The sequence below is a fragment of the Bosea sp. (in: a-proteobacteria) genome, assembly GCA_023910605.1.
In the GTDB taxonomy this organism is placed as follows: domain Bacteria; phylum Pseudomonadota; class Alphaproteobacteria; order Rhizobiales; family Beijerinckiaceae; genus Allobosea.
In genome coordinates this window covers 166,122-190,764 of record JAAVVV010000001.1, presented here as the reverse complement: position 1 = coordinate 190,764, position 24,643 = coordinate 166,122, and the positions used below count along the sequence as shown (strand labels likewise).

Here is a 24,643-nt window from a genome sequence, read left to right as displayed (position 1 = left end):
CCGCATTGAACGGGTGCGCACGGGCGACGATCTACGCGGCTGTCACGCGAAAGGCCGCTTCGATGTCACCCCTCAACCCGAGCCGCGAAGCGGGTCTCCATGCCCTGCGTGCCTTTGTTCCCCGGATGGGGCGGCGCTATGCCGAAGGGCGCAACCATGACCATGGCCCCGGAGCGCACCGGGCCGTCTCCGGCCTTTCGCCCTATATCCGGCGCAGGCTGCTGAGCGAGCGCGAGGTGGTGGCCGCCGCGCTGGCGGCGCACGGGCCGGACGAGGCCGAAAAATTCATCCAGGAGGTGTTCTGGCGCAGCTACTTCAAGGGCTGGCTCGAGCGCCGCCCGCAGGCCTGGCGCAGCTATGCCGCCGGTCTTCGCGGCGACATCGCCGCCATGGACGCGGACAGGCGCCTGAGGGGGGAGGTCGCCCGCGCCCAGGCCGGGGAAACCGGCCTCGCATGCTTCGATGCCTGGGCCGAGGAACTGGTGGAGACGGGCTATCTGCACAACCATGCCCGGATGTGGTTCGCCTCGATCTGGATCTTCACCTTCGGCCTGCCCTGGCGCCTGGGGGCGGACTTCTTCCATCGCCACCTCATCGATGGCGATGCGGCGTCGAACATGCTGGGCTGGCGCTGGGTGGCGGGCCTGCACACGCGCGGCAAGCCCTATCAGGCGCAGGCCTGGAACATCGCGACCTTTACAGGCCAGCGCTTCTCGCCGCGCGACAGCGACCTGGCGACAGTGGTCCAGGGGCTGGAGGCGGAGGAGCCCGACGGCTTGCCGCCGCTGCTGCCGCTGCGGTCGGTGACGGCTCCGCGCGAGGGGCAGCCGACAGCGCTGCTGATCACCGACGAGGACGGGCTTGTCGAGGAGTTCGATCTGCCGAGCCTCGCCATCGTCTCATGCGCCACGTTGTCGGCCACGCATCTGCGCTCGCCGGGGACAGTGGCCGGGGCTGTGGCCATGTTCGATGAGGGCGCGCTGGCCGACGCGGCCAGGCGGGCCGGCCCGGCTCCCGTCAGGCTGCATGCGGGACCCGTGTCCGATCTGGCGCGGTGGGCGGCCGAGGCCGGAGCCAGCCAGATCGTCACGCCCTATGTCGCGCAAGGCCCGGTGCGCGACTGGCTGGTGGAGGCCCAGCCCGCGCTCGCTGCGCGCGGCATCGCGCTGTGCGAATGGCGGCGCGACTGGGACAGCGCCATCTGGCCCCACGCCACCGCAGGCTTCTTCAAGGTCAAGCAGCAGATGCCCCGGCTGCTCGCGGAGCTTGCGCCGGCGGCCTGAGGGCGCTGCGCGTCCGTTCAGGCTGCGGGCGAAGCGGCCGTGAAAGGGCGGCGGCGGGGCCGGGCCTCAAACCCACCCGCCATCCACGATGTATTGCTGCGCCGTGCAGGCGCTGGCCTCGTCGGAGGCGAAGAACAGCGTCGCGCTGGCGATCTCGTCCGGCACGAGCTTGCGCTTGAGGCACTGGCGCTGCATCAGCTCGGCCTCGCTCTCGGGGGTGAGCCACAGGTCGATCTGGCGCTGGGTCATGATCCAGCCTGGCGCGATGCTGTTGACGCGGATGTTGTGCTTGCCGAAATCGCGCGCCAGCGAGCGCGTGAGCCCGAGCACCGCCGATTTCGCCGCCGTATAGGCCGCCATGCCGCCCTGGCCGATCATCCACGAGGTCGAGCCGAAATTGATGATGGAGCCAGCGCCTGCCGCGATCATGTCGGGCAGCACGGCCTGCGCCGCGAAGAACTGGTGGCGGATGTTCACCGCCATGCGGTCATCCCAGTATTCGGGCGTCACGGCGAGCGTGGCATGGCGCTGGTCATGGGCGGCATTGTTGACGAGCACCTGCACGGGCCCCAGCGCCGCCCGCAGCCCGGCGATGCCGGCGCGCAGGGCCTCGATGTCGGTGAGGTCCGCATGGGCGAACGCCACGTCGCGGCCTTGCCCCTTGAGGTCCGCCAACAGCGCCTCCGACGGCTCGCGCGCGATGTCGATGAATCCGGTCCGCGCGCCCTGCGCGGCGAAGCGCCGGACGATGGCTTCTCCAATGCCGCTGCCGCCGCCGGTGACGAGAACGGTCTTGCCCGCAAGATCGGGATAGATGGCGCCAGCCATGGGAGCTCCTTTTTCTCTGATGATCGCCATCGATATACATGAGCCTGCCGGGCCCGCACCGCCAAATCTGGCGGCATGGCCTGTGGTTCGATCATGGAACAGCGCGGCCCATGTCAAGCAGGAGCATCGGCCCAGCGCTTGCGCGGCGCAGGGCAGGCGTGCATCCCTTGCGGGCTGAGGCACATGACGAGGACGGGGCGAAGCAGTGCGCATCGAGAGGTCCGTGATGGATGAAGGCGCCCGCTCGCGCCTTGCCGCCTGGCTGGCCGCAACCTTGCGCGAGCGGGTCGACACGCTCACGATCTCGCGGCTGTCGGGCGGCGCGATCCAGGAGAACTGGCTGGTCGAGGCGGCGCTGGCCTCGGGGCCGCGCAGCTTCGTGCTGCGCAAGGATGCGCCCGCCACGATCGGCGCAAGCCATGGCAGGGCCGAGGAGTTCGCATTGCTGCGGCTGGCGCGGGCGGCCGGGGTTCTGGTGCCGGAGCCGGTGGCCTTCTGCGACGACGCGTCTGTGCTGTCCGGCCCCTTCGCCCTGATGGCCAAGGTCGAGGGCGTGGCCTTCGGGCCCAGGATCGTGAAGGACCTGTCGCTGGGCGGCGACCGCGAGGCGCTTGTCGAGCGGCTCGGCAAGGAACTCGCCCTGATCCATGCCACAAGGCCGCCGGCCGATGGCAGCGCCCACGCCGCTTTGCCCTTTCTTGGCCCACCGCCGGTTGATCCCGCCCGCACCGAGGTCGCCTTCCTGCGCGGCGCGCTCGACGCCATGGGGGCGGTGCGGCCTGCGCTGGAATGGGGCCTGCGCTGGGCCGGGCGTCATGCGCCGGCGCCATCGCGGATCACGCTGGTCCACCGCGATTTCCGGACCGGCAACTACATGGTGGATGGCGCGGGTCTCACAGCCATCCTGGACTGGGAGTTCGCCGGCTGGGGCGACCCCATGGCGGATCTGGGCTGGTTCTGCGCGCGCTGCTGGCGCTTCGGGCGCGACCGGCTCGAGGCTGGCGGGATCGGCTCGCGCGAAGCCTTCCACCGCGGCTATGCAGCAGGCGGGGGCTTGCCGATCGATGGGGACGCGGTGCGCTACTGGGAGGTGATGGCGCATCTGCGCTGGGCGGTCATCGCGCTGCAGCAGGGCGAGCGCCATGCCTCCGGCCGCGAGCCCTCGCTAGAACATGCGCTCACGGCGCGCATCGCTGCCGAACTGGAGCTGGCCGTGCTCAACATGACGGCCCCTGCGCAATGGAGGCCAGCATGAAACCGGAAACCACGGGCCTTGCGCTGATCGCAGAGGTGGAGCGCACCATCGCGGCCGAACTCGTGCCCCAGCTCGCGGGCGAGGCACGTTACAAGGCGCTGATGGCGGCCAGCGCCCTGCGCATGGCGTTGCGCGAGTTGGGCGAGGCCCCGCCGCGGGGCGGCGATGCCGCCGACGCCGCGGACGCGGCACGGGCTGCGCTCTGCGCCGCGCTGCGCGCCGGCTCGGCCGATGCCGACGCAGGTCTCCATGCCGAACTTGTGGCGGACGCGATCGGGCGCGTGCGCATCTCAAATCCGGCGGCGCTGGCCGGCGAAGGCTGAAGCCGGGGCCTCGCCCGGGCGGCGCTGTCGTCATAATGTCATGTGCGGCGCCCTTAAGATCGGGCGTAAGGGGGGCTGACGATCTTGGACGGGAGTGCGGCAATGGCGCGGGCTGGCGGCAGCGGGGCCGGAGGGCCGGGCGCGGGCGCGCGGAACTATGCCATCGTCACCGCTGCCTACTGGGGCTTCACGCTCAGCGACGGCGCGCTGCGCATGCTCGTGCTCTTCACCTTCTTCAAGCTGGGCTACTCGCCCTTCACGCTGGCCGTTCTTTTCATGCTCTATGAGGCGGCCGGGATCGGCGCCAACATGATCGGCGGCTGGCTGGCGACGCGGCATGGCATCCGCCGCATGCTGATCGTCGGGCTCGCCACCCAGATTGCAGGGTTCGTGATCCTGTCGGCCATGAATCCGGGCTGGGAGGCGGCCCTCTTGGTGAGCTGGGTGGTGCTGGCGCAAGGCGTCTGCGGCATCGCCAAGGATCTGACCAAGACCGCCTCCAAATCCGCGATCAAGCTCACTGCCGTCGAGGCGCAATCCGGCGCCGAGGGCCGGCTTTTCCGCTGGGTGGCGTGGTTCACCGGCTCCAAGAACGCGATGAAGGGCGCGGGCTTCTTCCTTGGTGGCGTGCTGCTCGAGGCCTTCGGCTTCCGGCTTTCGCTCTGGCTCATGGCGGGCGCGCTGGCGCTGGTGCTGGCCGGGGTCGTGCTCTCGCTGCCCCCGCTCAAGGGCAGGGCCAGGGCCAGCAGCAACGCACGCGAGCTGTTCGGCAAGAGCCGCGGCGTGAACCTGCTGGCGCTGGCACGGATCGGGCTTTTCGGCGCGCGCGATGTCTGGTTCGTGGTCGGCGTGCCGGTGTTCCTCTATGCGGCCGGCTGGACCTTTCCCATGGTGGGGGCCTTCCTCGCGCTGTGGACCATTGGCTACGGGCTCGTTCAGGCTGCGGCCCCGGCGGTGGTGCGGCGCAGCGCCGACGGGCTCTCGCGTGAGGCGCCGGCGGCGCGGGCCTGGTCGCTGGCGCTGACGCTCGTGCCGCTTGCGCTGGCGCTCGTGCTGGCGCTTGGCCCGCCCCGGCCCGACATCGTGTTGGTGGCCGGACTGTGCCTGTTCGGCGCCATCTTCGCGGTGAACTCCTCGGTGCACTCCTATCTCATCCTCGCCTATGCGGGCTCGGAGAAGGCGGCCGAGGATGTGGGGTTCTATTATGCCGCCAATGCAGCCGGGCGCTTCATGGGCACCGCCTTGTCCGGCCTGCTCTACCAGTGGGGCGGGCTTCAGGCCTGCCTGATCGGCTCCGGCCTCATGCTGGCGACCTGCTGGCTGGCGACGCAGTGGCTGCCAGGGAACGCGCAAGAACCCGCCTCCCCCTGACACTGCGCTGGCCTTCGGGCGAAGATTCGGGTCGCTGCCGGGCGCGGGCCAAGGCGTTCAGGCCCGTGCGAGCGCAAGGCTGACGCCTTGTCCGACGCCGACGCACAGCGTGGCCAGCGCATGGCGGCCGCCGGTCCGGACCAGCTGCCGCGCCGCCGCCATGACGATGCGCGCGCCAGACATGCCGAGCGGATGGCCCAGCGCGATCGCCCCGCCATGCGGGTTGACCCGCTCATCGGCCTCATCCAGCCCGAGCCCGCGCAGCACGGCGAGCGCCTGGCTGGCGAAGGCCTCGTTGAGCTCGATGGCGTCGAACTGGTCCAGGCCCAGCGCCAGCCGGCCCAGAAGCTTCTGCGTGGCCGGCACGGGCCCGATGCCCATGATGCGGGGCGGCACGCCGGCCGTGGCCATGCCCAGAATGCGCGCCACCGGCACGAGCCCATGGCGCGCCACGGCCGCCTCGCCGGCCAGCAGCAGCGCCGCCGCCCCGTCATTGACGCCGGAAGCGTTGCCGGCCGTTACGGTGCCGGGGCTGCGCACGAAAGGCTTCAGCCTGCCCAGGCTCTCCAGAGTGGTGTCGGCGCGGGGATGCTCGTCCGTGGCCACCGGTTGGCTGGCGCCTCGGCCGGCCGGGACATCCACGGCCACGATCTCCCCGGCGAGGATCCCGGCTGCTGCGGCGCTGGCCGCGCGCTGCTGGGAGCGGAGCGCGAAGCCATCCTGATCCTCGCGGCTGATCCCGAACGCCTCTGCGACGTTCTCCGCAGTCTCGGGCATGGAATCGACGCCGTATTGTGCCTTCATCAGCGGGTTCACGAAACGCCAGCCGATGGTCGTGTCGTGCACCTCGTTCGTCCGGGTGAAGGCTTCGGTGGCTTTCGGCATCACGAAGGGCGCGCGGCTCATGCTCTCGACCCCACCGGCGATGGCGAGCTCGATCTCGCCGGCCATGATGGCGCGCGCCGCCGCGCCCACCGCATCCATCCCCGAGGCGCAGAGGCGGTTGAGGGTCACGCCCGGCACGCTCGCTGGCAGACCAGCCAGCAGCAGCGCCATGCGCGCGACATTGCGGTTGTCCTCGCCGGCCTGGTTGGAGCAGCCGAGATGGACCTCCTCGATCGAGGCAGGGTCCAGCCCCGGGTTGCGCGCCAGCAGGGCGCGGATCGGCACGGCGGCGAGATCATCGGCGCGCACACGGGCCAGCGCGCCGCCATAGCGCCCGATGGGCGTGCGCGCGCTGTCGCAGATGAAGACGGCACGGAGCGTCATCAGCCTTCTCCTGACCGGGCGCACCCTGCGACCGCGCCGCCATAGAGACCGCCCGGCCCGGCCGCGTCAACATGGCCGATCCCGGCGCGGGCTCAGCTGCGGTCCGAGATGGGCGCGGTCGGCAGGGTCCTTGAGGTCAAGCGCGAGGGAGGCCTTGCCCCGGTTGAGAAGGGCGAAGCTGGCGCTGTCCCTTCCCCAGAGCGGGGCATAGGCCCGCATGTCCTCGCCGCGTCCGGGCCGCTCGATCCTGATGACCTCGGCGCCAGCCTCGGCCAGCAGCAGGCTGGCCATGGGACCCGGCAGCAGCGTGGAGAAATCGAGCACAAGGAGCCCGGACAAAGGTTGCATCAGCCGGTTCTCCGCGCGCTGCCAAGCCAGACTCCCAAGCCAGACTGCCTGCCAGCATGCCACTCCAGCATGCCGGGCGGGGCCTCTTGGCCGGGCCTCCTGGCCGGGCCTCCTGGCCGCAAGGGGCATGGACCATGATGGCGCAGCGCCCGCTTGCGCTCAAGCCCGGGCGCATCCTCGCCGCGCCGACGCCATCCTGCTCGAACGGAACGATGAAGGGGCCGTCCAGCGCGCACGCTGCATGACGCTGGAAACCATCGCGCCGATGAGCGATCGTCCCCTCACCAGCCTGCCCGCCGTCGCGGCCTGACGAAACCGCCCGGGCTCATCCCCATAGCAGCCAGTGATGATCAGAAGCTGCGCCACGTCCGGGGACTGCACACGACAGTCGTCGTTCGCCGGTCAGCTGCTCGGCACATCACCCGGATGCATCCGCGCTCTCGCGTATTGTATGCATGATGATGATCAGACCGCTTGAGAGACGATGCGCATGGCAAGATTGGATGCATGATGCTCTGCCGAAGCTTCACCTGCCAGTTCCTTGCAGATGTGCAAGCTCGTGCCGGCCCCCGTGGCGCTGAAACCGGCCGGGGCGGACCCTATCTGCGAGGCATGAACCCGGCGCCCATGTCGGGCCCACAGGAGCGCACCCATGTCCCTCACCGGCCTTCATCATCTCACAGCCATCTGCGCCGATGCGGCCGCCAATCACCGCTTCTACACGCAGGTGCTCGGCATGCGCCTTGTCAAGCGCACCGTGAATCAGGACGACACCTCGGCCTATCATCTGTTCTACGGCGATGGCCGCGCCAGCCCCGGCAGCGACATCACCTTCTTCCAATGGCCCGTCCCGCCTGCACAGCGTGGCACGCGCTCGGTGATCCGCACGGGGCTGCGCGTCACGGGCGAGGCCGCGCTGGAATGGTGGGCGCAGCGCCTCGCCGCCGCCGGCATCGCGCATGGCGGCGTCGTGGAGCGCAACGGCCGGCTTGTCCTCGATTTCGAGGATCATGAGGGTCAGCGTCTCATGCTTGTCGACGATGGCGGCGAAGGGGATGGCGAGATCTGGGAGAAAAGCTCCGTTCCGCCGCATCATCAGATCCGGGGCCTCGGGCCGATGGTCCTGAGCGTGCCCGATCTTCAGCCCACCGACATGGTGCTGCAGCGCCTTCTCGGCCTGTCCCCGGCAGGGCAGTTCCGCGACGCTGCCCTCGCCGATGGCGAGCTTCATGTCTATGCCATCGGCGCAGGCGGGCCTGCGGCGGAGCTCCATGTGGCTGTCGAGCCGCACAAGCCCGTCGCCCGCGAGGGGGCGGGCGCGGTGCATCATCTGGCGCTGCGCATTCCGACCTTCGAGGATTACGATGCCTGGGCGGCGCGCCTGTCGACCGCGCGCTATCCCAATAGCGGGCCGGTCGATCGCCATTACTTCCGCTCGCTGTACTTCCGCGAGCCGAACGGCATCCTCTTCGAGCTGGCGACCGATGGCCCGGGCTTCGATGTCGACGAGCCCATGGAGACGCTTGGCGAGAAGCTGGCGCTGCCGCCTTTCCTCGAGCCGCGCCGCGCCGCCATCGAGCGGGGGCTCGTTCCTCTCGCGGTCTGAGCCGTCAGGAGGGGCCCGGTTCCTGATGCGGACGCCATTGGCCTCGACCCGATGCAGGATCATGCTGCCGGGAAGCCCGGCTTCCGCATCCAGCCTGGAGGCCACGCGCCCCGGCCTTTGCCGGGCTGCGGCGCCGCGCGACGCCGGCCACGCGCGCCGGGTGCCATCAGGGTTCGACGTGTCAGGCTCGTGGACGTTCAGATCTCGGTTTCCTTCGACGCGTCGTTTCGCGCGCGGCCAAGGGCCCCTTGGACCGCAAGTGCAGACGCTCATTTCGCCGATGGCCAACCCATCGTTACGGAGGCTCCGCCGGTCCTCGCCTGCGGAGCGGCATCGCCATCACCGCCAAGCAAACGCCTGGTGACTGCAAGTGGCCCAGGCCGCCCGCGCGCCCCCTTCTGCAGCCGCCGCGTCGCTCTGGCCCGCATCAGCATGATGCGGGCCATGCGCGGCTTGCACTGCTGCGGCATTGACCGGCCGGGTCTGGCCGCGGAAAGCTAACGGACATGACCACGCTTCCCCTGGCTCCGGCCGCCGCCCGTCCGCTGATGCCCGTGCTCGCCGCCTTGAGCGTCGCGCATCTGCTCAACGACCTGATCCAGTCGATGATCCCAGCGATCTACCCGCTTCTCAAGGAGGCCTATCAGCTCGACTTCACGCGGATCGGGCTCATCACCCTGTCCTTCCAGGTCACATCCTCGCTGTTGCAGCCGCTGCTGGGCTACCTCACGGATCGCCGCCCCTGGCCCTATGCCATGGTGGCGGGCATGGGATCGACACTGGCGGGCCTGCTCGGGCTCGCCTTTGCCGGAAGCTATGGGATGGTGCTCCTGTCGGCTGCGCTGGTCGGGCTCGGCTCGGCGGTGTTCCACCCGGAGGCGACGCGCATGGCGCGCCATGCCTCGGCCGGTCAGCAGGGCCTCGCGCAGGGCGTGTTCCAGATCGGCGGCCATGCCGGCTATGCGGCGGGTCCGCTGCTGGCGGCGCTGATCGTGGTGCCGCGCGGGCAGACGAGCCTGGCCTGGATATCCATCGTGGCGCTGGCTGCGATGGTGCTGATGAGATGGACGGCCCGGCGCTATGTCGCGCTGCGCAAGGAGCAGGCCGCATCGCGCGCCGCTGACGCCGCCGAGGCCGCGCCGTCGCGTCTGCCGGCGGGGCATGTGGCGCTAGCCATGGCGATCCTGATCGTGCTGCTGTTCTCGAAGAACGCCTACACTTCGGGCTTCACCTCCTATTACACCTTCTATCTCATCGAGCGCTTCGGCGTGACGGTGCAGCTCTCGCAATTGATGCTGTTCCTCTATCTTGTGGTCGGCGCGCTGGGCGTGATCATCGGCGGCATGGTGGGCGACCGGATCGGGCGCGACCGCGTCATCTGGCTGTCGATCCTGGGCTCGCTGCCTTTTGCGCTGATCCTGCCCCATGCCGACCTGTTCTGGACCGGCGTGCTCAGCGTCATCATCAGCCTCATCATGGCGAGCGCCTTCTCCTCGATCCTGATCTACGCCATCGATCTTGTGCCGCACCGGGTCGGGTTCGTCGGCGGCCTGTTCTATGGGCTTGCCTTCGGGCTGGGCGGGCTGGCCGCGGCCGGCCTCGGCGTTCTGGCCGACCGCATCGGCATCGTGCAGGTGTTCCAGCTCTGCGCCTGGCTGCCGGCGGTGGGCCTGCTCACATTCCTGCTGCCAAAGGCGCGCTGAGCAGTTTCAGGCTACGGGGACCTTGCCGCCTTCCGGCGCGCGCAGGGTGATGCGGCAGCAGCCGCCGCCGCGCGCCTCGCTCCAGGTCGAGTTCTCGAAGCCGAGCCCCGCCCCCTCGAACAGGCCCTTGTCGAAGGCTCCGGCGATGCGGCACAGCGTCGCCACGGTGTCGGCGGCAAGGCCTGAATCGAGCCAGGCCTGCTTGAGCGGGCAGGCATGCACCGCGATGGTGAAGCGGCCCGGCGCCGCTTCGGCGTCATGCGGATAAAGGTCGCCGCCATCGGGGCTCACAGAGAGAAATCGTCTCGCAACGGCTTCGGGCTCGGGCTGCATTCCGCCGAAGAGCAGCGGCGCGACCTCGCGTCCGCGCCGCTCGCAGACCTCCATCAGGATCGCCTCGGCCTCCGCCGGCCCATGCCGCTCGCCGATGACATCGAGCATGAGACGATACAGATGGGCGCGGTTGCGGAAGGCGTCGGCCAGTTCGCGGCGCAGGGTCTCGGCGGAAGCAGGCATGGAGGGCTCCTCAGCTGTTGCGCCTGGACAATGCTTGCGAGACAGCCTCGCCCAGGAGGCTGACGGCGAGCACGGCGAGAAAGAGCGCAACGCCTGGCGCGATGATGACATGGGGGGCTGTCCGCATCACCTGCCGGCCTTCGGCGATCAGCGCGCCCCAGCTTGGCCGGTTGGGGTCGCCAAGGCCGAGAAAGGACAGCGCCGCCTCGGAGAGCAGCGCGCCGGCCACGATCACCGCCACCAGCGCCAGCGCCACGTTCAGCGCATTGGGCAGCACCACCTCGAGGGCGACCGCAGCGCGGCTTCGCCCCAGCAGGAGCGAGGCCTCGACGAAGGGCGCCTCGCGCAGCCGCAGCACCTCGGCCCGCACGATGCGGGCCGGCCCGGTCCAGGCGCTGAGCGAGAGCGCCGCCACGAGCCCCGCCAGCGAAGGCCCGGTCACGGATACCACCGCCAATGCGACGACGAAGGAGGGCACGGTCTGCAGCGCGTCCGCCACTCGCATGATGGCTTCATCGGCCCAGCCGCCCAGCATGCCCGCCAGCGCGCCAGCCACAAGCCCCACGCCAAGCGCGACCGCGGCCACTGCGAGCGCGGTGAGCAGGCTTGGCGCCGCGCCATGCACGATCATGGCGAGCATGTCCCGCCCGAGGCGATCCGTGCCGAGCGGATGCCCGGCGAGGGCGAAGGGCGGCAGCAGCGGCCGGCCCACGATGTCGAAGGGATCGGCCGGCAGTAGCCAGGGTGCGGCGAGCGCCATCAAGGCCGCGCCCAGCAGCAGGACCGCGCCCGCCAGCCCGGCGGGATGGGACAGCGCCGTCAAGGCTGCCGAGTCACGCATCGGCCGCCCCGATGCGCGGATCGAGCCGGGCGAGCGCGAGGTCGACGACGAGGTTGATCGCCAGCACGAGCAAGGTGGCGGTCATCACCACGCCCACCATAAGCGCCGTGTCGCGCCCGGTGACGGCCTCGAAGGCGAGCCGGCCCATGCCGGGAATGGCGAAGACGGTCTCGACCACCACGCTGCCGCCCACCAGCGTGCCGATGTTCTGGCCTGCAACGACGACCGTGGGCAGCAGCGCCGGGCGTACTACGCCCCGCCTCAGCACATCGCGCTCGGCGAGGCCTCTGGCCCGTGCCGCACGCACATGGTCGGCGCTCCATGCCTCGATCATGCCGGCGCGCACCGTGCGCAGGTACAGCGCGATGTAGCCCGCGCCGAGCGCCAGGGTCGGCAGGACCAGGTGCCGGGCTGTTTCGACAGCGCTTCCCAGCCAGCCCGCGCCCAGGGTCACGCCGCCAAGCCCGCTGACGGGAAAGATCGGCCACATCACGGCAAGGGCCACGACCAGCACCAGCGCCAGCCAGAAATTGGGCAGCGCAAGCAACCCCAGCGCGGCCGTCGAGACGGCGCAGTCCGTCCATGATCCGGGCCTGCGCCCCGCCACGATGCCGAGGGCGAGGCCCATGCCGCCGGCGAGCAGCGTGGTGGTCGCCATCAGCAGCAGCGTGTTCGGCAGCCGCTCCGCGATGACGCTGGCGACCGGCCGGGAGAAGATGACCGAGCGGCCAAGATCCAGCGATGCCAGCGACAGAAGGAAGCCTGACAGACGCTCGAGCACCGTTCCGCCCAGCCCAAGCGAGCGCCGCAACTCCGCCGCGTAGCCCGCATCGCCCCCGGTCTGCGCCAGATACGCATCGACGGCATCGCCGGGCGCGAATTCCAGCAGCAGGAACGCGCCGCACGCGACGACCAGCAGGGTCGGCGCCATGCTCAGAAGGCGCAGCAGGATGATGCGGGCGGCGCGGGTCATCGCGTGCGCGCCCGTCCGGTCCGGGAGCGTGGACGCCGCGTGCTGCGGGGCAGCCGCGTCATGGGCTGAGCCAGGTGTCGGACCAGTGCGAGGTGGCCCAGCGCGGGTTGTTCGCTACGTTCATTACCGATTTGCGTGCGACCGTGACGAAGGTGAACTCGGCGACATGGATCAGCGGCAGCTCCGCGCCCGCCAGCCGCTGGAACTCGCGGTAAAGCTGGGTGCGCTCGCCAGCGTCGACGGTTCCGGCCGCAGACCGGATCAGCGTGTCCATCGCGCTGCTGGCATAGCCATACTGATTGGAGAAGGGCACGCCAGCCGGCAATCCGCTTTCATAGAGGATGGTGGTCGAGATTGCCGGATCGTTGCGATAGACCGGCGAGCCGACGGCCAGATCGAAGGCGTGATCGGTGTAGACCGCGCGCAGATGCGCCGCAGGATCGTTGTTGACGATCTGGGCGTCGATGCCGACCGCGCGCAAGGTCTGGCGCAGATAGTCGCCGAACTGCCGGGTCTGCTCGAACCAGGGCGCCGGCAGAAGCCGGAGCGCAAAGCGCATGCCGCCGGCGCCTCGCGGCAGCCCGGCCTCGTCCAGCAGCGCCTCGGCCCGGCGTCGGTCGAACGCGGTGGCAGGCACGTCATGCGCATGGAACTGGCTGTCGAAGGCCGGGATGGGTCCGTTGGACGGCTTGGCGTAGCCCAGGAAGATGGTGTCAACCACGAAGTTGCGATCGATGGCGTGGGCGATGGCCCGGCGCACCAGTGGATTGGCCAGTTCCTTGCGGCGATGGTTGATCTCGACCGTGAGCTGGTAGGTGATGCCGTCATAGCCTTGCGGGATCACCGCGATGCCGGGCACCTTGGCGAGGCGTTCGAGATCGGCCAGCGGCACGGCCGAAAAGGCGGCCAGCTGTATCTGGTTGGCTTCGAGGGCGGCAGCGATGGCGCCGCGATCGGGGAGCACGCGGTAGATGATCTGGTCCAGATAGGGCCTGCCCGCCTCCCAATAGGCGCCGTTGCGATCGAGGCGGTAGAACTCGCCCGGACGGTGTTCGGCGAAGCGGAAAGGCCCCGTGCCGACCAGCCGCGCATTGGCCGCGTTGGCGGCGATGTCCCCCGTTTCATACAGATGCTTCGGCACGACGCTGGCGAGCCCCGGCAGGGCATTGCGGATGAGCTGGAACGGCGTGGGCTCGGAAAAGCGGAAGATCGCCGTGCGGGCATCGGGTGTGTCGACGGCCTCGAGGTTCCTGAAGACGACGCGGCCGAGATTCTGCAGCGGCTTCCACAGGCGCATGGCGCTGAAGGCGACATCAGCCGAGGTGAACGGCCGCCCGTCATGCCAGGATACGCCCTCGCGCAGCGTGAAGGTGATGCTGCGCCCTTCGGGAGCGCCCTGCCAGGAGGTGGCGAGGCGCGGAGCGAGCCCGTCGCCGCCCTCGGCCATTTCCGCCAAGGGCTCGATAACCTTGGACGCGACATAGAACACGCCGTTGGACGCCACCATGGCGGGATTGAGGTTGCGCGGCTCGGTGTCGGCCGCCACGGTGAGGATGCCGCCCTGACGGGGCGCGCCCTGGGCCCAGCTTCTGCGAGACAGCGCCGGCATGGCCAGCCCCGCCATCGTCGCGCCTGCGCTTGAAAGGATCTGCCGCCGCGTCCGTTGCATGTGCCAGCCTCCGCTTCGCCATGATGGGCTGGCCTCATGGTGCGCGTTTTTCGCCAGGAGGCAAGGCGAAGCACGGCATGGCGCGCGGCAAGCCAACCCGGTCACGATGATCGCAGGCTTCAGCCGGGGATGTCCGGCGAGGTCGCCCTGGCCTCAGCGCGGGTCTTCCTGCCGATGCCGCCACGGCCCCGCTGGTGGACGCCATGGCCCGAGCGCCGGACCAAGCACGGCGCCGTTGGCTGGCCCCGTCGCCTTGCCATTGCGGAGCGGGCCAGATTGACCCATGGTGAGGTGTGGAGATCGGCGTTGCCGGCCGACAGGGAGCGTGAGGCATGGTGAAGTCAATCCTGGGCGTGATCGGAGGCTCGGGCGTCTATGATCTGCCGGGTATGGAGGATGTGGAGGAGCGCACGGTGGCGACGCCCTGGGGCGCCCCATCCGACTCCCTGCGCATCGGGCGCATCGGCGCCACCACTGTGGTGTTCCTGCCGCGTCATGGCCGGGGGCACCTGTTTTCCCCCTCCGACATCAACTACCGGGCCAATATCGACGCGATGAAGCGGATGGGCGTCACCGACATCGTGGCGCTTTCGGCCTGCGGCTCGTTGAAGGCGCAGCTGCATCCGGGGCTTCTGGTTTTCGTGGACCAGTTTGTGGACCGGACCTTTCGCCGGGCAAGCTCATTCTTCGGCGCTGGCTGCGTCGCCCATGTCTCGATGGCGCATCCGGTGGGGCCGCTGCTGCAGGCGCGCCTCGCCAAGGCCGCACGCGACGAGGATGTGCCTGCCGTTACGGGCGGAACCTATCTGTGCATGGAGGGACCGCAGTTTTCGTCTCTGGCCGAGTCGCAAGGCTACAGGGCCAGCGGCCATGATGTGATCGGGATGACCAACATGCCGGAGGCCAAGCTCGCACGTGAGGCCGAAATCACCTATGCGACCGTGGCGATGGTCACCGATTTCGACTGCTGGCATCCCGAACATGACGTCGTGGACGTTGCGGCCGTCATCGCCACGGTGAAGTCCAACGCGGCGAGCGCGGCGAGGCTGATCGCCCGGCTGGCGCGCGATTTCCCCGCCGAGCATGAGGCCTGTCCGGTCAAGTCTGACCGCGCCCTCGACGGCGCGATCATGACCAGGCCCGACGCGCGTGATCCGGCGCTGCTGGCGAAGCTCGACGCCGTGGCCGGCCGGGTGCTGAGGCTTGAGCGGGCTGCTCGCAGCTTGCCGCCCGATGCGGGCTCGACGGCTTGCGCGATCGCGAACTCGTGATTTACGTCATTCACATGCCATGGCAGGGCCCACTTGATGCGCGACGACTTCGCTGATCGTGGAGACAGCACGGAGCCTGCCCGAGGGGTCGGTCACGCCGTCGGGCGAGGCGCCCCCGGCGCCGATCCCACGCTCTACCGCGAACTCTGCCAGGCTGTCGACCAGGGCTTTGCCCTGATCGAGATGGAGTTCGACGCGGCGGGGCGCGCGACCGATTACCTCTTCATCGACGTGAACGCCGGCTTCGCATGCCAGACGGGGCTAACGGACGTGGTCGGGAAGACCATCAAGTCTCTCGTGCCGGATCTAGAAGCCTTCTGGTTCGATGTCTTTGGGCGCGTGGCGCGCACCGGCGAGGCCACGCGCTTTCGCCACGATGCGAAGCCTATGGGCCGCTGGTTCGACGTCTATGCATTCCGCACCAAGTCGCTGCCTGAGCGGCAGGTGGCGCTGCTGTTCCGCGATGTCACGGCAGAGCAGAAAATGGCCCAGTACCTGCGCGAGACGGAGATCCGCTACCGGTCCGCCCTGCGGGTGGGCCGGATCGGCGCCTGGGAGACCGATTTGGTGAACCTGCGCCGCATCTGGTCGGATGAGGGCAAGAGCCTGTTCGGGCTCGCCCTTCCGGGACCGTATGGCGCGGTCGGCGGCCCGGCGGACGAGTGGCGACTTGCGCTGCATCCTGATGATGCCGGAGTGGCTGATGAGGTCTGCCGCACGCTCGCCAAGCAGGACCGGCTGCAGGTGCGCTACCGCATCAGGCGGCCCGATGGCGTTGTGTTGTCGCTGCTCGGACACACGGAGGTTTCCCAGCGCGGCCCGGACGGCTCCGTGGAGCGGCTCATCGACGTCGTGGCCGACATCACCGAGATGACGGCCACAGAAGCGGCGCTGCGCCGGAGCGAGACACGCTTTCGCGCCGTCCAGGAAACCTCGATCGACGGCTTCATGGTGCTCGACAGCGTACGCGACGAAGGCGGCGCCATCGCCGATTTTCGCTGGAGCTACGTCAATGACGCCGGGGCGCGGATCGCCGGCAAACCCCGTGACTGGTTCGTCGGGCGAAGCTTGCTGGAAGAGATGCCGGGCAATCGCGAGGAAGGCCTCTTCGATGCCTATGCCCGCGTCGTCGAGACCGGCGAGCCCTGGAGGCGGGAGTTCACCTACCAGCACGAGGGGCTGGATCTTTACATCCGCGCGATCTGCGCCAAGGTCGATGACGGCATCGCCATCAGCTTCGTGGATCTGAGCGAACGTCGGCGCTCGGAAATGCGCGTGCAGGAAAGCGAGGCGCGGCTTGCTTCCGCGCTGGTCGCAGGCGAACTCGGCGTCTTCGATTTCGACCCGCGCACCGGCGCGCTGCAATGGGACCAGGCGGTCCGCCGCATCTGGGGCGTTCCGGACGACGAGGCCATCACCAACGACACCTTCCTGTCCGGGCTGCATCCCGATGATGTGGCGCCGGTGGAGAGCTTCCTCGCCGCCGCGCTCGATCCTGCGGGGTCGCGGCGCTTCGTCGTCGAATACCGGGTCATCAACCGGATCGACGGGCGGACGCGCTGGATGATCGCCCATGGCGACGCCAGTTTCGACGGCGAGTTGCCGGTCCGCGTCGTCGGCACGGTGCGCGACGTGACCGACCGCAAGAAGGCCGAAGCCGACAGGCGGCTCCTGGTCGAGGAGCTCAACCACCGCGTCAAGAACACGCTCGCCACGGTGAAGGCCATCGCCTCGCAGACGCTCAAGGGCGACAATGCGAAGCCGGAGGCGCGCGAAGCCTTGAACGGCCGGTTGATCGCGCTCGCCGGCGCACATGATCTGCTGGTGCGGGACGAATGGTCAGGAGCGCGCCTGCGCGCCGTTATCGAGAAGGCGCTTGCCGCCCATTTCGATCCGGGCTCGGACCGCGTCGCGCTTTCGGGGCCGGATGCCGCGCTTCCGGCCAAGGCGGCGCTGGCCTTGACGATGTGCCTGCACGAACTTGCCACAAATGCAGGCAAATATGGCGCGCTCTCCACCGAAGCCGGCCGCGTCGACATCGTCTGGTCCCTCGAAGGCCCGCGCCTGTCGCTTGTCTGGACGGAGAGCGGCGGGCCGCCCGTGACCCCGCCCAGCCGGCGTGGGTTCGGATCGCGTCTGGTCGAGGGTGTGCTTGGGGCAGATCTCGCCGGCGAGGTCCGGATCGAGTTTCCCGAGAGCGGGGTGATCTGCATGCTGAGCGCCCAGATCGCTCCGCCGAGCCTGTCCTGACGCCGACGCGCTCCGTCGCAGTCCACCTTTTGGGCCCCCGTTCTGGCGGACAAATGCCTCCTGCGGTCAGGCAAGGCATGGAGCCCCGGAAAACGGCTGCGTCGCCGCTTTTGTCCGCTCGAGACATCCAGCTTTGTCGCCTCCAGCGCAACCGCAACCTTGGCTGCGCTCACGCATTCAGGCTCCGCGGCTCTGACGGGTCGCAACCCTCGCATTTTTGAGCCCAACCATGTTCCCGCCTCTTCGGCGGCAGGGCTTCGGACCTCGCGAGCCGGGGGATCTCGGCAAGGCATGAGCAGATGAGGCGCAGACGACTCCCTTGGCCGATGTTTGAATCCCGCTCCTGGACGTCCCTGTCCTGTCAGCGCCCTGCCTTCTTCCTCGATTTCGATGGAACCCTGGTTGAGCTGGTCGCGCGGCCCGACCCTGTTCGTGAGCCGCGCTGTCTGGCGACCGGCAAAAGCAAAGGGCCGCCCATGCAGGGGCGGCCCTTCCTCATGGATGGCCATCGACGGCCTGGCGTCACTCCGCCGGGCGGGGAGCTGCCGGATCGTTCCGGGTCTTCCACAGCGAGTAGAAGATGCCGGCCGCGATCAGCGCGATGGTGATGCCCAGCGAGTACTCGGGCGGGAACTTGCCCACGAGGTTGTTCCAGAAGATCTTGAGGCCGATGAAGACCAGCACGATCGCCAGCGAGTACTTGAGGTAGTGAAAGCGGTGAACCATCGCCGCCAGCGCAAAATAGAGCGCGCGCAGGCCGAGGATGGCCATGATGTTGGCGGTGTAGACGATGAAGGTGTCGGTGGTTATGGCGAAGATCGCCGGCACCGAGTCCACCGCGAAGACAAGGTCGGCGATGTTGATCACGACCAGCGCCAGGAAGAGCGGGGTCGCCCACAGCACCATCTGGCCGGTCTGCGTGTCGGGCTGGCGCACGAAGAATTTCTGCGCATGCAACTGGTCGGTGACGCGCATGTGCTTCTTCATGAACTTCACGACCGGGTTTTTCGACACGTCCGGATCGCCCTCCGGCACGATCAGCATCTTGATGCCGGTGGCGATGAGGAAGGCGCCGAAGAAGTAGAGGATCCAGCTGTAGTTCTGAACCAGCGCTGCGCCGACCGCGATCATGATGCCGCGCAGGATAATGACGGCCAGGATGCCCCAGACGAGCGCGCGATACTGATATTTGCGGGGAATGGCGAAGAAGCCGAAGATCAGCGAAATCACAAAGACATTGTCGATCGACAGGGCTTTTTCGATGAAATAGCCGGTGAAGAAGGTGATGCCGGCATGGGTGTTGTCCGAGGTCTTGATGACTCCGGCCTCATAGGCCCACCACACGCCAGCCCCGTAGACAATCGCGAAGGCGAAATAGAAAGCCGACAGCCAGAGGCTTTCGGTTATGCCCATTTCCTTGTCGTCCTTGTGCCAGATGCCAAGGTCGAAGGCGAGGAGGGCGATGACGATTGACAGGAAGCCTGTCCACATCCAAAGCGGTTTGCCGAGCCACTCGGCCAGAAAAAATTCAGGCATGGGTTCCGTTCCGTGAAATGTTCAATCGATGCGTCAGATGCGCAGCTGGTTCCGACATCACGGGGCGTCCGGATGAAATCCACGGAACGCCTAGCCGCCAGAGGGGCCCGGTCACCAACAGTCCAATGCACATGGTGCGTGCGTGGTCCATGTCAAGCTTTCGCCATGATTGAATCGGGCGAAAAGGTGCAATTGCATCGCCTGGAGTCAAAAAAGCCAGAAGGCATGGCGCCCCGCCGCACCAGGGCCTGTGAAGCCGCTGGTGAAGGCCTTGCTTATTTTGGCGGCAGATGCCTGAAATAGCGGCGTCCTTCTGCCTGCTGGCCCTGCGGCTCGCATCAAGAGATGAGGAGAAAGTCGGCACGAGCCTTGCCTTACTGTCACGAGCCTTGCCTTACTGTGTAGATTTCGTCTCAATCCGTTGATCCCGGGTGCGGGATGCTCGTCTTGATCCTTGCCTCTGGAGCCTTGTCGGGGCAGGAACAAGCTGCTCCGCTATCCTTGTTCCTCTCAACCTTGCCCAGGCGCCCATCCTTTCCCGTGGAGTTCAGCTTTCAATGACCGCCCCAACCTTTTCCCTTCGCCAGCCCCTGTCGCGCCTGAGCCGCCGCGCCGCCATCGCCGGACTGGGCGTCGCAGCCCTGCTGCTGGGGGCTCCCTTGTCCGAAGCCCAGGCCCAGACGCCGATCCGGTTCACGCTGGACTGGCGCTTCGAGGGTCCGTCCGCCCTGTTTCTGATGGCCCTCGAGAAGGGCTACTTCAAGGCTGAGGGGCTCGACGTCACCATCGACACCGGCAACGGCTCGCGCGAGGCCATCCCGCGCGTCGCCTCGGGCACCTACGACATGGGCTTCGGCGACGTGAATTCACTCATCCGCTTTCGTGACGAGAACCCTTCGGTGGATCTCAAGGCGGTGATGATGATCTATGACAGGCCGCCATTCGCCATTGTGGGCCGCAAGTCGCGCGGCATCACCACAGATGTGAAGAGCCTCGAGGGAAGGAAGTTCGGCGCGCCGGCCGCGGACGCCGCCTACGCGCAGTGGCCGATCTTCAAGGCCGTGAACAAGCTCAATGACGCCGCCATGCGGTTCGAGAATGTCGGCTTCCCGGTGCGCGAGCCGATGCTGGCCTCGGGCGAGGTGGACGCCGTGTTCGGCTTCGCCAACTCCTCCTACATCAACGTGAAGTCGCGCGGCGTGCCGGTGGACGACATCGTGACCATGCTGATGGCCGATTATGGCGTCGAGCTTTACGGCAATGTCATCATGGTCTCGCCCAAGTTGATCACCGAGAAGCCCGAGGCCGTGCGCGGCTTCCTGCGCGCGCTGGTCAAGGGCGTGCGCGATACGGTGAAGGACCCTGCCGCAGGCGCCGCCCTCGTGATCAAGCGCAATGACGTCGCCCGCCTGGAGGTCGAGACCGAGCGCCTCAAGATGACGCTCGACCAGAACGTCGTGACGCCCTGGGTCAAGGCCAACGGCTTTGGCGGCATCGATCGCGACCGCTGGACCCGCGCCCTCGACCAGATCGGCCTGACCTTCACCTTCAAGGACAAGGCGCGCGCGGGCGATGCCTTCGTCGACGCCTTCCTGCCGGCTCAGGCGGATCGGGGCCTGTGAGGTTGTCCCCTGCCGCCTCGGGGCGTGCGGGACCAGAGCCATCCGGGACAGCCTCCCGGGTGGCCGCACGATAAGGCGGGATCGATGAGTTACTTTGTCGACGTTCAGGGCGTGACGCATGTCTATGGCGGCGGGGACGGCACGCCGGCTGTCGAGGATCTGACCGTTCGTGTCAGGCAGGGCGAGTTCGCGGCCATTGTCGGGCCTTCCGGCTGCGGCAAGTCCACGATGATGAAGCTGGCCACGGGCCTTCAGTTTCCCAAATCCGGATCGGTCGTGGTCGATGGCGCGGAAGTCACGGCGCCGCTCAAGATAACCGGCATGGCCTTCCAGAACCCGGTGATGCTGCCCTGGCGCACGGTGCTCGACAATCTGCTGCTGCCGCTGGAGATCGTCGAGCCGCACCGCTCGCGCTTTCGTGCGCACAAGCATGAATATGTGGCGCGGGCCGAGAACCTGCTGCGCTCGGTCGGCCTTGCGGGCCTTGGCGAGAAATACCCCTGGCAGCTTTCGGGCGGGATGCAGCAGCGCGCCTCGCTCTGCCGCTCGCTGATCCATGAACCCAAGCTCCTGATGCTGGACGAGCCTTTCGGCGCGCTCGACACCTTCACGCGCGAAGAGCTGTGGTGCGTGGTGCGCGATCTTCATGCCGAGCGCGGCTTCACGGTCATCCTCGTGACCCATGACCTCCGTGAGGCCGCCTTCCTCGCGGACCGGATCTTCTGCATGAGCTCGCGGCCCGGCAAGATCATCGCCGAACGGGTCGTGGACCTGCCGCGGCCGCGCGATCTCGACGTGACCTACACGCATGGCTTCGCGGACATCGTCCAGGAGCTGCGCCACCAGATCAAGACCGCACGCGTGGCCGCCTGACATGACCCGCAAGACATCGCTCCAGCTTGCGCCCTACCTGTTCACCATCGGCTTCTTCGTGCTGTGGGAGGTGGCCTGCCGCGTCTTCGCCATCTCGAACTTCGTGCTGCCGCCGCCGTCCGCTGTGTGGGGCGCGATGGTGCAGTTCAAGTGGCCGCTTTTCATCAACGCCTTCCACACGCTGTGGATGACCAGCGCGGGCTTCGCCATGTCCGTGGTGTTCGGCATCGCGCTCGGGCTCATCGTCGGCTCGTCGCGTTTCCTTTATGCGGGGCTGAACCCGCTGCTTGTCGGCTTCAACTCGATCCCGAAGGTCGCCGTCGTGCCGATCCTCGTGATCTGGTTCGGGGTCGGCTGGCTGCCGCCGGTGCTCACCGCCTTCGTGATCTCGTTCTTCCCCATCGTGGTGAACATGGCCACTGGGCTCGCGACCATCGAGCCCGAGACCGAGGACGTGATGAAGGCGCTGGGCGCCAGCCGCCTCGACATCATGCGCAAGGTCGGCATTCCGCGCTCGTTGCCCTATCTGTTCGGCGCGCTCAAGGTGTCGATCACGCTGGCCTATGTCGGCTCGGTGATCGGCGAGCAGAATGCGTCCAATCTCGGCATCGGCAACCTCATCACGCGCGCCTCGGCGGATTTCAACGTCCCGCTGATCTTCGCCGCGCTGATCGTGCTCGCAATCCTGGGCGTGTTCCTCGTCGTGATCGTCGACATGATCGAGGCGCGCACCACCCAGTGGGCACGGCGCTCGCAGATGTCCAATGCCTGAGGCGCGTCAGCCGGCCCACGCCGGCGCGCTGAAGATGGCGATGGTCGAGAACCAGCCGATGGCCCAGAGCACCGAGCGGGGTGTGGCGAGATCAGTCATGTAGGCGCCGGTGTAGCCGATCCGCGCCGCGAGGAAGATCACCGCCAGCAGATCCACCGTGGCCTGCGGCGCGTCAAACTGGCTGGCGGCCAGCACGGCTGCGGCGAAGAAGGGGAAGGCCTCGTAGGCGTTCTGATGCGCGGCATAGGCGCGCCGGCGATAGCCTGTGAGCCCGTTGGCCCAGTCGCGCGGATGATGATTGTCGATGGGCGCGCCCCATTTGGCGATGCCGGTGGTTATGACGGGCAATATGCCGGCGATCAGCACGATCCAGAAGGCCAGGGTCATCCATCTTCCTCCGGGACAGGGCCTCGGACGACAGGGCCCTCCTGGATCGGATACGTTGGCGGGTGGCCGCTGGATCGTCCTCGCCAAGGATCGTCCTCGGCATGCGCGCGCTGCGCTTGAACCCGCGCCCTGGCTGCGACACAGTGTGCGGACCGGAACAGGAGCGGGGACGCCAGCGCCATGTCGATCGTGAAGATCCTTGCGGATGACGAGTTGCCGGCCGCATCGGCCGAAGTCTTCGCCGACATCCGCGCCACGCGCCGCACCGATTTCGTGAACAATTTCTGGCGATCCATCGCCCATGACCCGGCGCTGCTGAAACGCACCTGGGAGGGCGTGAAGGCCGTGATGGCGCCCGGCGCTCTCGATGCGCTGACCAAGGAGATGATCTACGTCGCGGTGTCGGTCGTCAACAACTGCGAATACTGCATCCGCTCGCATACAGCAGCGGCGCGGGCCAAGGGCTTGAGCGAGGCGCAATTGATGGAGCTGGTGGCGGTCGTGGCCATGGCCAGCCAGACCAACCGCATCGCGACCGCGCTGCAGGCGCCGGTGGACGAGGCGTTCAAGGGCCATGGTTGAGGCGGCGATGAACCTTGGCGCGTCGACGCCTGCGGCGCAGCCGGCCTGAGGGGAGCGCTGCCGGACCCCCAACGGGAACGGTCAGGAGCGCTGATTGTTCTGTGGCGCGGTCCGCGCTATCAGCGCCCGTCCGCAACCTTGTTTTGCCTGTCCAGGGCCACCCCCTTGCCGAATTCCGCCGCGATCTCGCTGCCTGCCCATTACGACGCGCTGGTCATGAGCGGCGCGATCGAACGCGATCCCTCGCAGGAGGACCTTGTGCGCCGCCTGGAAGCGCTGGCGACGCAGCTCGCCGAGCGCGCCCTCGCCAGCAAGGGCAGCGCGCTGGGTTGGCTGTTCGGCAAGCGCCGCGCGGAGGCCGCGCCCGTCAGGGGTCTTTACATCTGGGGGTCGGTCGGGCGCGGCAAGACGATGCTGATGGACATGTTTCATGCAAGGGTGCGCAACGTCTCCAAGCGACGCGCGCACTTCCATGTCTTCATGGCTGATGTCCATGAGCGCATCCATGCCTTCCGGCAAAAGGTGAAGTCAGGGGAGGCGCGCGACGGCGATCCGATCGCGCCTGTGGCCCGCACCATCGCGGCTGAAGCGAGCCTGCTGTGCTTCGACGAGTTCACCGTCACGGACATCGCCGACGCCATGATCCTGGGGCGGCTGTTCACGGCGCTGTTCGCCGAGGGCGTGACCCTGGTGGCCACCTCCAATGTCGAGCCCTCGCGGCTTTATGAGGGTGGGCTCAACCGCACGCTGTTCCTGCCCTTCATCGCGCAGATTGAAGAACGGGTGGATGTGCTCAGGCTCGACGCGCGCGCCGATTTCCGACTCGAGAAGCTGGCGGGCGCGGCCGTCTATCACCAGCCGCTGGGCCTCAGGGCCAGCGCTGCGCTCGATCTCGCCTTCCGGCGCCTCACGGGCCAGGACCGCGGGGAGGTGGCGGCGCTGGATGTGAAAGGCCACCGGCTGGTGGTTCCGCAGGCCGCCTTCGGCGTGGCCCGCGCCTCGTTCGCTGATCTGTGCGCGCAAGCCTATGGCGCTGGCGATTACCTCGCTCTGGCGCAGCGCTTCCACACGCTCATCCTCGATGACGTGCCGATCCTGCATCAGGAGAACCGCAACGAGGCGAAGCGCTTCATCATCCTGGTCGACACGCTCTACGAGAACCGGGTGAAGCTGGTGCTCTCCGCAGACGCCGAGCCGCACAGGCTCTATCTTGGCGAGCACGGGCGGGAGGCCTTCGAGTTCGACCGCACCGCCTCGCGCCTGATCGAGATGCGCGGCGAGGACTATCTCGCTCTTCCCCATGGCAGGCCGGGCTCTGCGGAGAAGAGCAGCTCCGCCGGTCTGGTGGAAACCTGATGGCGCCGT

The 24,643-nt window shown here is 68.1% G+C and carries 22 protein-coding genes; 13 read left to right on the top strand and 9 right to left on the bottom strand.

The genetic code is table 11. The features are described from left to right. The first annotated feature begins 62 nt into the window (after window positions 1-62). Entirely contained in the window at window positions 63-1,283 is a 1,221-nt protein-coding gene (locus HEQ16_00970) for a deoxyribodipyrimidine photolyase (protein MCO4052646.1), read from the top strand. Between the two features lie 66 nt (window positions 1,284-1,349). Here the strand turns inward: HEQ16_00970 and HEQ16_00965 are convergent, their stop codons facing one another. After that, the gene (locus HEQ16_00965) at window positions 1,350-2,111 is read right to left on the bottom strand and encodes an SDR family oxidoreductase (GenBank protein ID MCO4052645.1); all 762 of its coding nucleotides are present in this window, start codon (window positions 2,109-2,111) and stop codon (window positions 1,350-1,352) included. 223 nt (window positions 2,112-2,334) lie between these two features. Here HEQ16_00965 and HEQ16_00960 point away from each other — a divergent pair, with 223 nt between their 5' ends. From HEQ16_00960 to arsJ, 3 genes are all read left to right on the top strand, one after another. After that, entirely contained in the window at window positions 2,335-3,366 is a 1,032-nt protein-coding gene (locus HEQ16_00960) for a phosphotransferase family protein (protein ID MCO4052644.1), read from the top strand. After that, the gene (locus tag HEQ16_00955) at window positions 3,363-3,689 is read left to right on the top strand and encodes a hypothetical protein (GenBank protein MCO4052643.1); all 327 of its coding nucleotides are present in this window, start codon (window positions 3,363-3,365) and stop codon (window positions 3,687-3,689) included. Before HEQ16_00960 ends, HEQ16_00955 begins: the two co-directional genes overlap by 4 nt. Before the next feature lie 102 nt (window positions 3,690-3,791). Beyond that, on the top strand, window positions 3,792-5,060 hold the full coding sequence (gene arsJ, locus HEQ16_00950) for an organoarsenical effux MFS transporter ArsJ (protein ID MCO4052642.1): 1,269 nt from the start codon (window positions 3,792-3,794) through the stop codon (window positions 5,058-5,060). Window positions 5,061-5,117: 57 nt separating this feature from the next. Here arsJ and pcaF read toward each other — a convergent pair whose 3' ends face one another. Beyond that, window positions 5,118-6,329: a 3-oxoadipyl-CoA thiolase gene (pcaF, locus tag HEQ16_00945; protein ID MCO4052641.1), complete on the bottom strand. Its 1,212-nt coding sequence runs from the start codon at window positions 6,327-6,329 to the stop codon at window positions 5,118-5,120. A 66-nt stretch (window positions 6,330-6,395) separates the two neighbouring features. Then, window positions 6,396-6,677, bottom strand: coding sequence for a hypothetical protein (locus HEQ16_00940; protein ID MCO4052640.1), 282 nt, complete (start codon window positions 6,675-6,677; stop codon window positions 6,396-6,398). 652 nt (window positions 6,678-7,329) lie between these two features. Between HEQ16_00940 and HEQ16_00935 the strand changes: the two genes are divergently transcribed. Beyond that, a complete protein-coding gene (locus tag HEQ16_00935) occupies window positions 7,330-8,283 on the top strand; it encodes a ring-cleaving dioxygenase (GenBank protein ID MCO4052639.1) in 954 nt (317 codons plus the stop codon). Window positions 8,284-8,789: 506 nt separating this feature from the next. After that, window positions 8,790-9,986, top strand: a complete 1,197-nt coding sequence (locus HEQ16_00930; protein MCO4052638.1) for an MFS transporter — start codon at window positions 8,790-8,792, stop codon at window positions 9,984-9,986. A gap of 6 nt (window positions 9,987-9,992) precedes the next feature. Here HEQ16_00930 and HEQ16_00925 read toward each other — a convergent pair whose 3' ends face one another. From HEQ16_00925 to HEQ16_00910, 4 genes are read right to left on the bottom strand one after another with little or no spacing between them, the layout of a single operon-like run. Next, entirely contained in the window at window positions 9,993-10,613 is a 621-nt protein-coding gene (locus HEQ16_00925) for an L-2-amino-thiazoline-4-carboxylic acid hydrolase (GenBank protein MCO4052637.1), read from the bottom strand. Next, the gene (locus HEQ16_00920; GenBank protein MCO4052636.1) at window positions 10,513-11,343 is read right to left on the bottom strand and encodes an ABC transporter permease; all 831 of its coding nucleotides are present in this window, start codon (window positions 11,341-11,343) and stop codon (window positions 10,513-10,515) included. Before HEQ16_00920 ends, HEQ16_00925 begins: the two co-directional genes overlap by 101 nt. Then, window positions 11,336-12,316 (bottom strand): ABC transporter permease, encoded by a 981-nt coding sequence (locus HEQ16_00915; GenBank protein ID MCO4052635.1) that lies wholly within the window; start codon window positions 12,314-12,316, stop codon window positions 11,336-11,338. Before HEQ16_00915 ends, HEQ16_00920 begins: the two co-directional genes overlap by 8 nt. A 58-nt stretch (window positions 12,317-12,374) precedes the next feature. Continuing rightward, window positions 12,375-13,985, bottom strand: coding sequence for an ABC transporter substrate-binding protein (locus tag HEQ16_00910; protein ID MCO4052634.1), 1,611 nt, complete (start codon window positions 13,983-13,985; stop codon window positions 12,375-12,377). A gap of 332 nt (window positions 13,986-14,317) precedes the next feature. On the opposite strand from HEQ16_00910, the gene HEQ16_00905 reads away from it, so the two are divergent. After that, window positions 14,318-15,256, top strand: coding sequence for an S-methyl-5'-thioadenosine phosphorylase (locus HEQ16_00905; protein ID MCO4052633.1), 939 nt, complete (start codon window positions 14,318-14,320; stop codon window positions 15,254-15,256). 36 nt (window positions 15,257-15,292) lie between these two features. Next, complete coding sequence (locus HEQ16_00900) at window positions 15,293-17,506, top strand: PAS domain-containing protein (protein ID MCO4052632.1); 2,214 nt, start codon at window positions 15,293-15,295, stop codon at window positions 17,504-17,506. A gap of 522 nt (window positions 17,507-18,028) precedes the next feature. Here the strand turns inward: HEQ16_00900 and HEQ16_00895 are convergent. Further along, a complete protein-coding gene (locus tag HEQ16_00895) occupies window positions 18,029-19,042 on the bottom strand; it encodes a TerC family protein (protein MCO4052631.1) in 1,014 nt (337 codons plus the stop codon). A 557-nt stretch (window positions 19,043-19,599) separates the two neighbouring features. Between HEQ16_00895 and HEQ16_00890 the strand changes: the two genes are divergently transcribed. The 3 genes from HEQ16_00890 (at window position 19,600) to HEQ16_00880 (ending at window position 22,309) form a co-directional block, all read left to right on the top strand. After that, the gene (locus tag HEQ16_00890) at window positions 19,600-20,664 is read left to right on the top strand and encodes an ABC transporter substrate-binding protein (GenBank protein MCO4052630.1); all 1,065 of its coding nucleotides are present in this window, start codon (window positions 19,600-19,602) and stop codon (window positions 20,662-20,664) included. Between the two features lie 84 nt (window positions 20,665-20,748). Further along, on the top strand, window positions 20,749-21,537 hold the full coding sequence (locus HEQ16_00885) for an ABC transporter ATP-binding protein (GenBank protein ID MCO4052629.1): 789 nt from the start codon (window positions 20,749-20,751) through the stop codon (window positions 21,535-21,537). Window position 21,538: 1 nt separating this feature from the next. Continuing rightward, window positions 21,539-22,309 (top strand): ABC transporter permease, encoded by a 771-nt coding sequence (locus tag HEQ16_00880; protein MCO4052628.1) that lies wholly within the window; start codon window positions 21,539-21,541, stop codon window positions 22,307-22,309. A gap of 6 nt (window positions 22,310-22,315) precedes the next feature. Here HEQ16_00880 and HEQ16_00875 read toward each other — a convergent pair whose 3' ends face one another. After that, the gene (locus tag HEQ16_00875; GenBank protein MCO4052627.1) at window positions 22,316-22,696 is read right to left on the bottom strand and encodes a hypothetical protein; all 381 of its coding nucleotides are present in this window, start codon (window positions 22,694-22,696) and stop codon (window positions 22,316-22,318) included. Window positions 22,697-22,876: 180 nt separating this feature from the next. On the opposite strand from HEQ16_00875, the gene HEQ16_00870 reads away from it, so the two are divergent. After that, window positions 22,877-23,278 carry a carboxymuconolactone decarboxylase family protein gene (locus HEQ16_00870; protein ID MCO4052626.1) on the top strand — a complete coding sequence of 134 codons (402 nt, stop codon included), beginning with the start codon at window positions 22,877-22,879 and terminating at the stop codon, window positions 23,276-23,278. 216 nt (window positions 23,279-23,494) lie between these two features. Then, on the top strand, window positions 23,495-24,634 hold the full coding sequence (locus HEQ16_00865; protein ID MCO4052625.1) for a cell division protein ZapE: 1,140 nt from the start codon (window positions 23,495-23,497) through the stop codon (window positions 24,632-24,634). Window positions 24,635-24,643: the final 9 nt, after the last annotated feature.

What these genes read in the sequence shown, in the direction of transcription:
- HEQ16_00970 (MCO4052646.1), top strand. Translation starts at nt 63, where the DNA reads ATGTCACCCCTCAACCCGAGCCGCGAAGCGGGTCTCCATGCCCTGCGT.
- HEQ16_00965 (MCO4052645.1), bottom strand. Translation starts at nt 2,111, where the DNA reads ATGGCTGGCGCCATCTATCCCGATCTTGCGGGCAAGACCGTTCTCGTC.
- HEQ16_00955 (MCO4052643.1), top strand. Translation starts at nt 3,363, where the DNA reads ATGAAACCGGAAACCACGGGCCTTGCGCTGATCGCAGAGGTGGAGCGC.
- arsJ (MCO4052642.1), top strand. Translation starts at nt 3,792, where the DNA reads ATGGCGCGGGCTGGCGGCAGCGGGGCCGGAGGGCCGGGCGCGGGCGCG.
- pcaF (MCO4052641.1), bottom strand. Translation starts at nt 6,329, where the DNA reads ATGACGCTCCGTGCCGTCTTCATCTGCGACAGCGCGCGCACGCCCATC.
- HEQ16_00940 (MCO4052640.1), bottom strand. Translation starts at nt 6,677, where the DNA reads ATGCAACCTTTGTCCGGGCTCCTTGTGCTCGATTTCTCCACGCTGCTG.
- HEQ16_00935 (MCO4052639.1), top strand. Translation starts at nt 7,330, where the DNA reads ATGTCCCTCACCGGCCTTCATCATCTCACAGCCATCTGCGCCGATGCG.
- HEQ16_00930 (MCO4052638.1), top strand. Translation starts at nt 8,790, where the DNA reads ATGACCACGCTTCCCCTGGCTCCGGCCGCCGCCCGTCCGCTGATGCCC.
- HEQ16_00925 (MCO4052637.1), bottom strand. Translation starts at nt 10,613, where the DNA reads ATGTCATCATCGCGCCAGGCGTTGCGCTCTTTCTCGCCGTGCTCGCCG.
- HEQ16_00920 (MCO4052636.1), bottom strand. Translation starts at nt 11,343, where the DNA reads ATGCGTGACTCGGCAGCCTTGACGGCGCTGTCCCATCCCGCCGGGCTG.
- HEQ16_00915 (MCO4052635.1), bottom strand. Translation starts at nt 12,316, where the DNA reads ATGACCCGCGCCGCCCGCATCATCCTGCTGCGCCTTCTGAGCATGGCG.
- HEQ16_00910 (MCO4052634.1), bottom strand. Translation starts at nt 13,985, where the DNA reads ATGCAACGGACGCGGCGGCAGATCCTTTCAAGCGCAGGCGCGACGATG.
- HEQ16_00905 (MCO4052633.1), top strand. Translation starts at nt 14,318, where the DNA reads ATGGTGAAGTCAATCCTGGGCGTGATCGGAGGCTCGGGCGTCTATGAT.
- HEQ16_00900 (MCO4052632.1), top strand. Translation starts at nt 15,293, where the DNA reads ATGCGCGACGACTTCGCTGATCGTGGAGACAGCACGGAGCCTGCCCGA.
- HEQ16_00895 (MCO4052631.1), bottom strand. Translation starts at nt 19,042, where the DNA reads ATGCCTGAATTTTTTCTGGCCGAGTGGCTCGGCAAACCGCTTTGGATG.
- HEQ16_00890 (MCO4052630.1), top strand. Translation starts at nt 19,600, where the DNA reads ATGACCGCCCCAACCTTTTCCCTTCGCCAGCCCCTGTCGCGCCTGAGC.
- HEQ16_00885 (MCO4052629.1), top strand. Translation starts at nt 20,749, where the DNA reads ATGAGTTACTTTGTCGACGTTCAGGGCGTGACGCATGTCTATGGCGGC.
- HEQ16_00880 (MCO4052628.1), top strand. Translation starts at nt 21,539, where the DNA reads ATGACCCGCAAGACATCGCTCCAGCTTGCGCCCTACCTGTTCACCATC.
- HEQ16_00875 (MCO4052627.1), bottom strand. Translation starts at nt 22,696, where the DNA reads ATGACCCTGGCCTTCTGGATCGTGCTGATCGCCGGCATATTGCCCGTC.
- HEQ16_00870 (MCO4052626.1), top strand. Translation starts at nt 22,877, where the DNA reads ATGTCGATCGTGAAGATCCTTGCGGATGACGAGTTGCCGGCCGCATCG.
- HEQ16_00865 (MCO4052625.1), top strand. Translation starts at nt 23,495, where the DNA reads ATGAGCGGCGCGATCGAACGCGATCCCTCGCAGGAGGACCTTGTGCGC.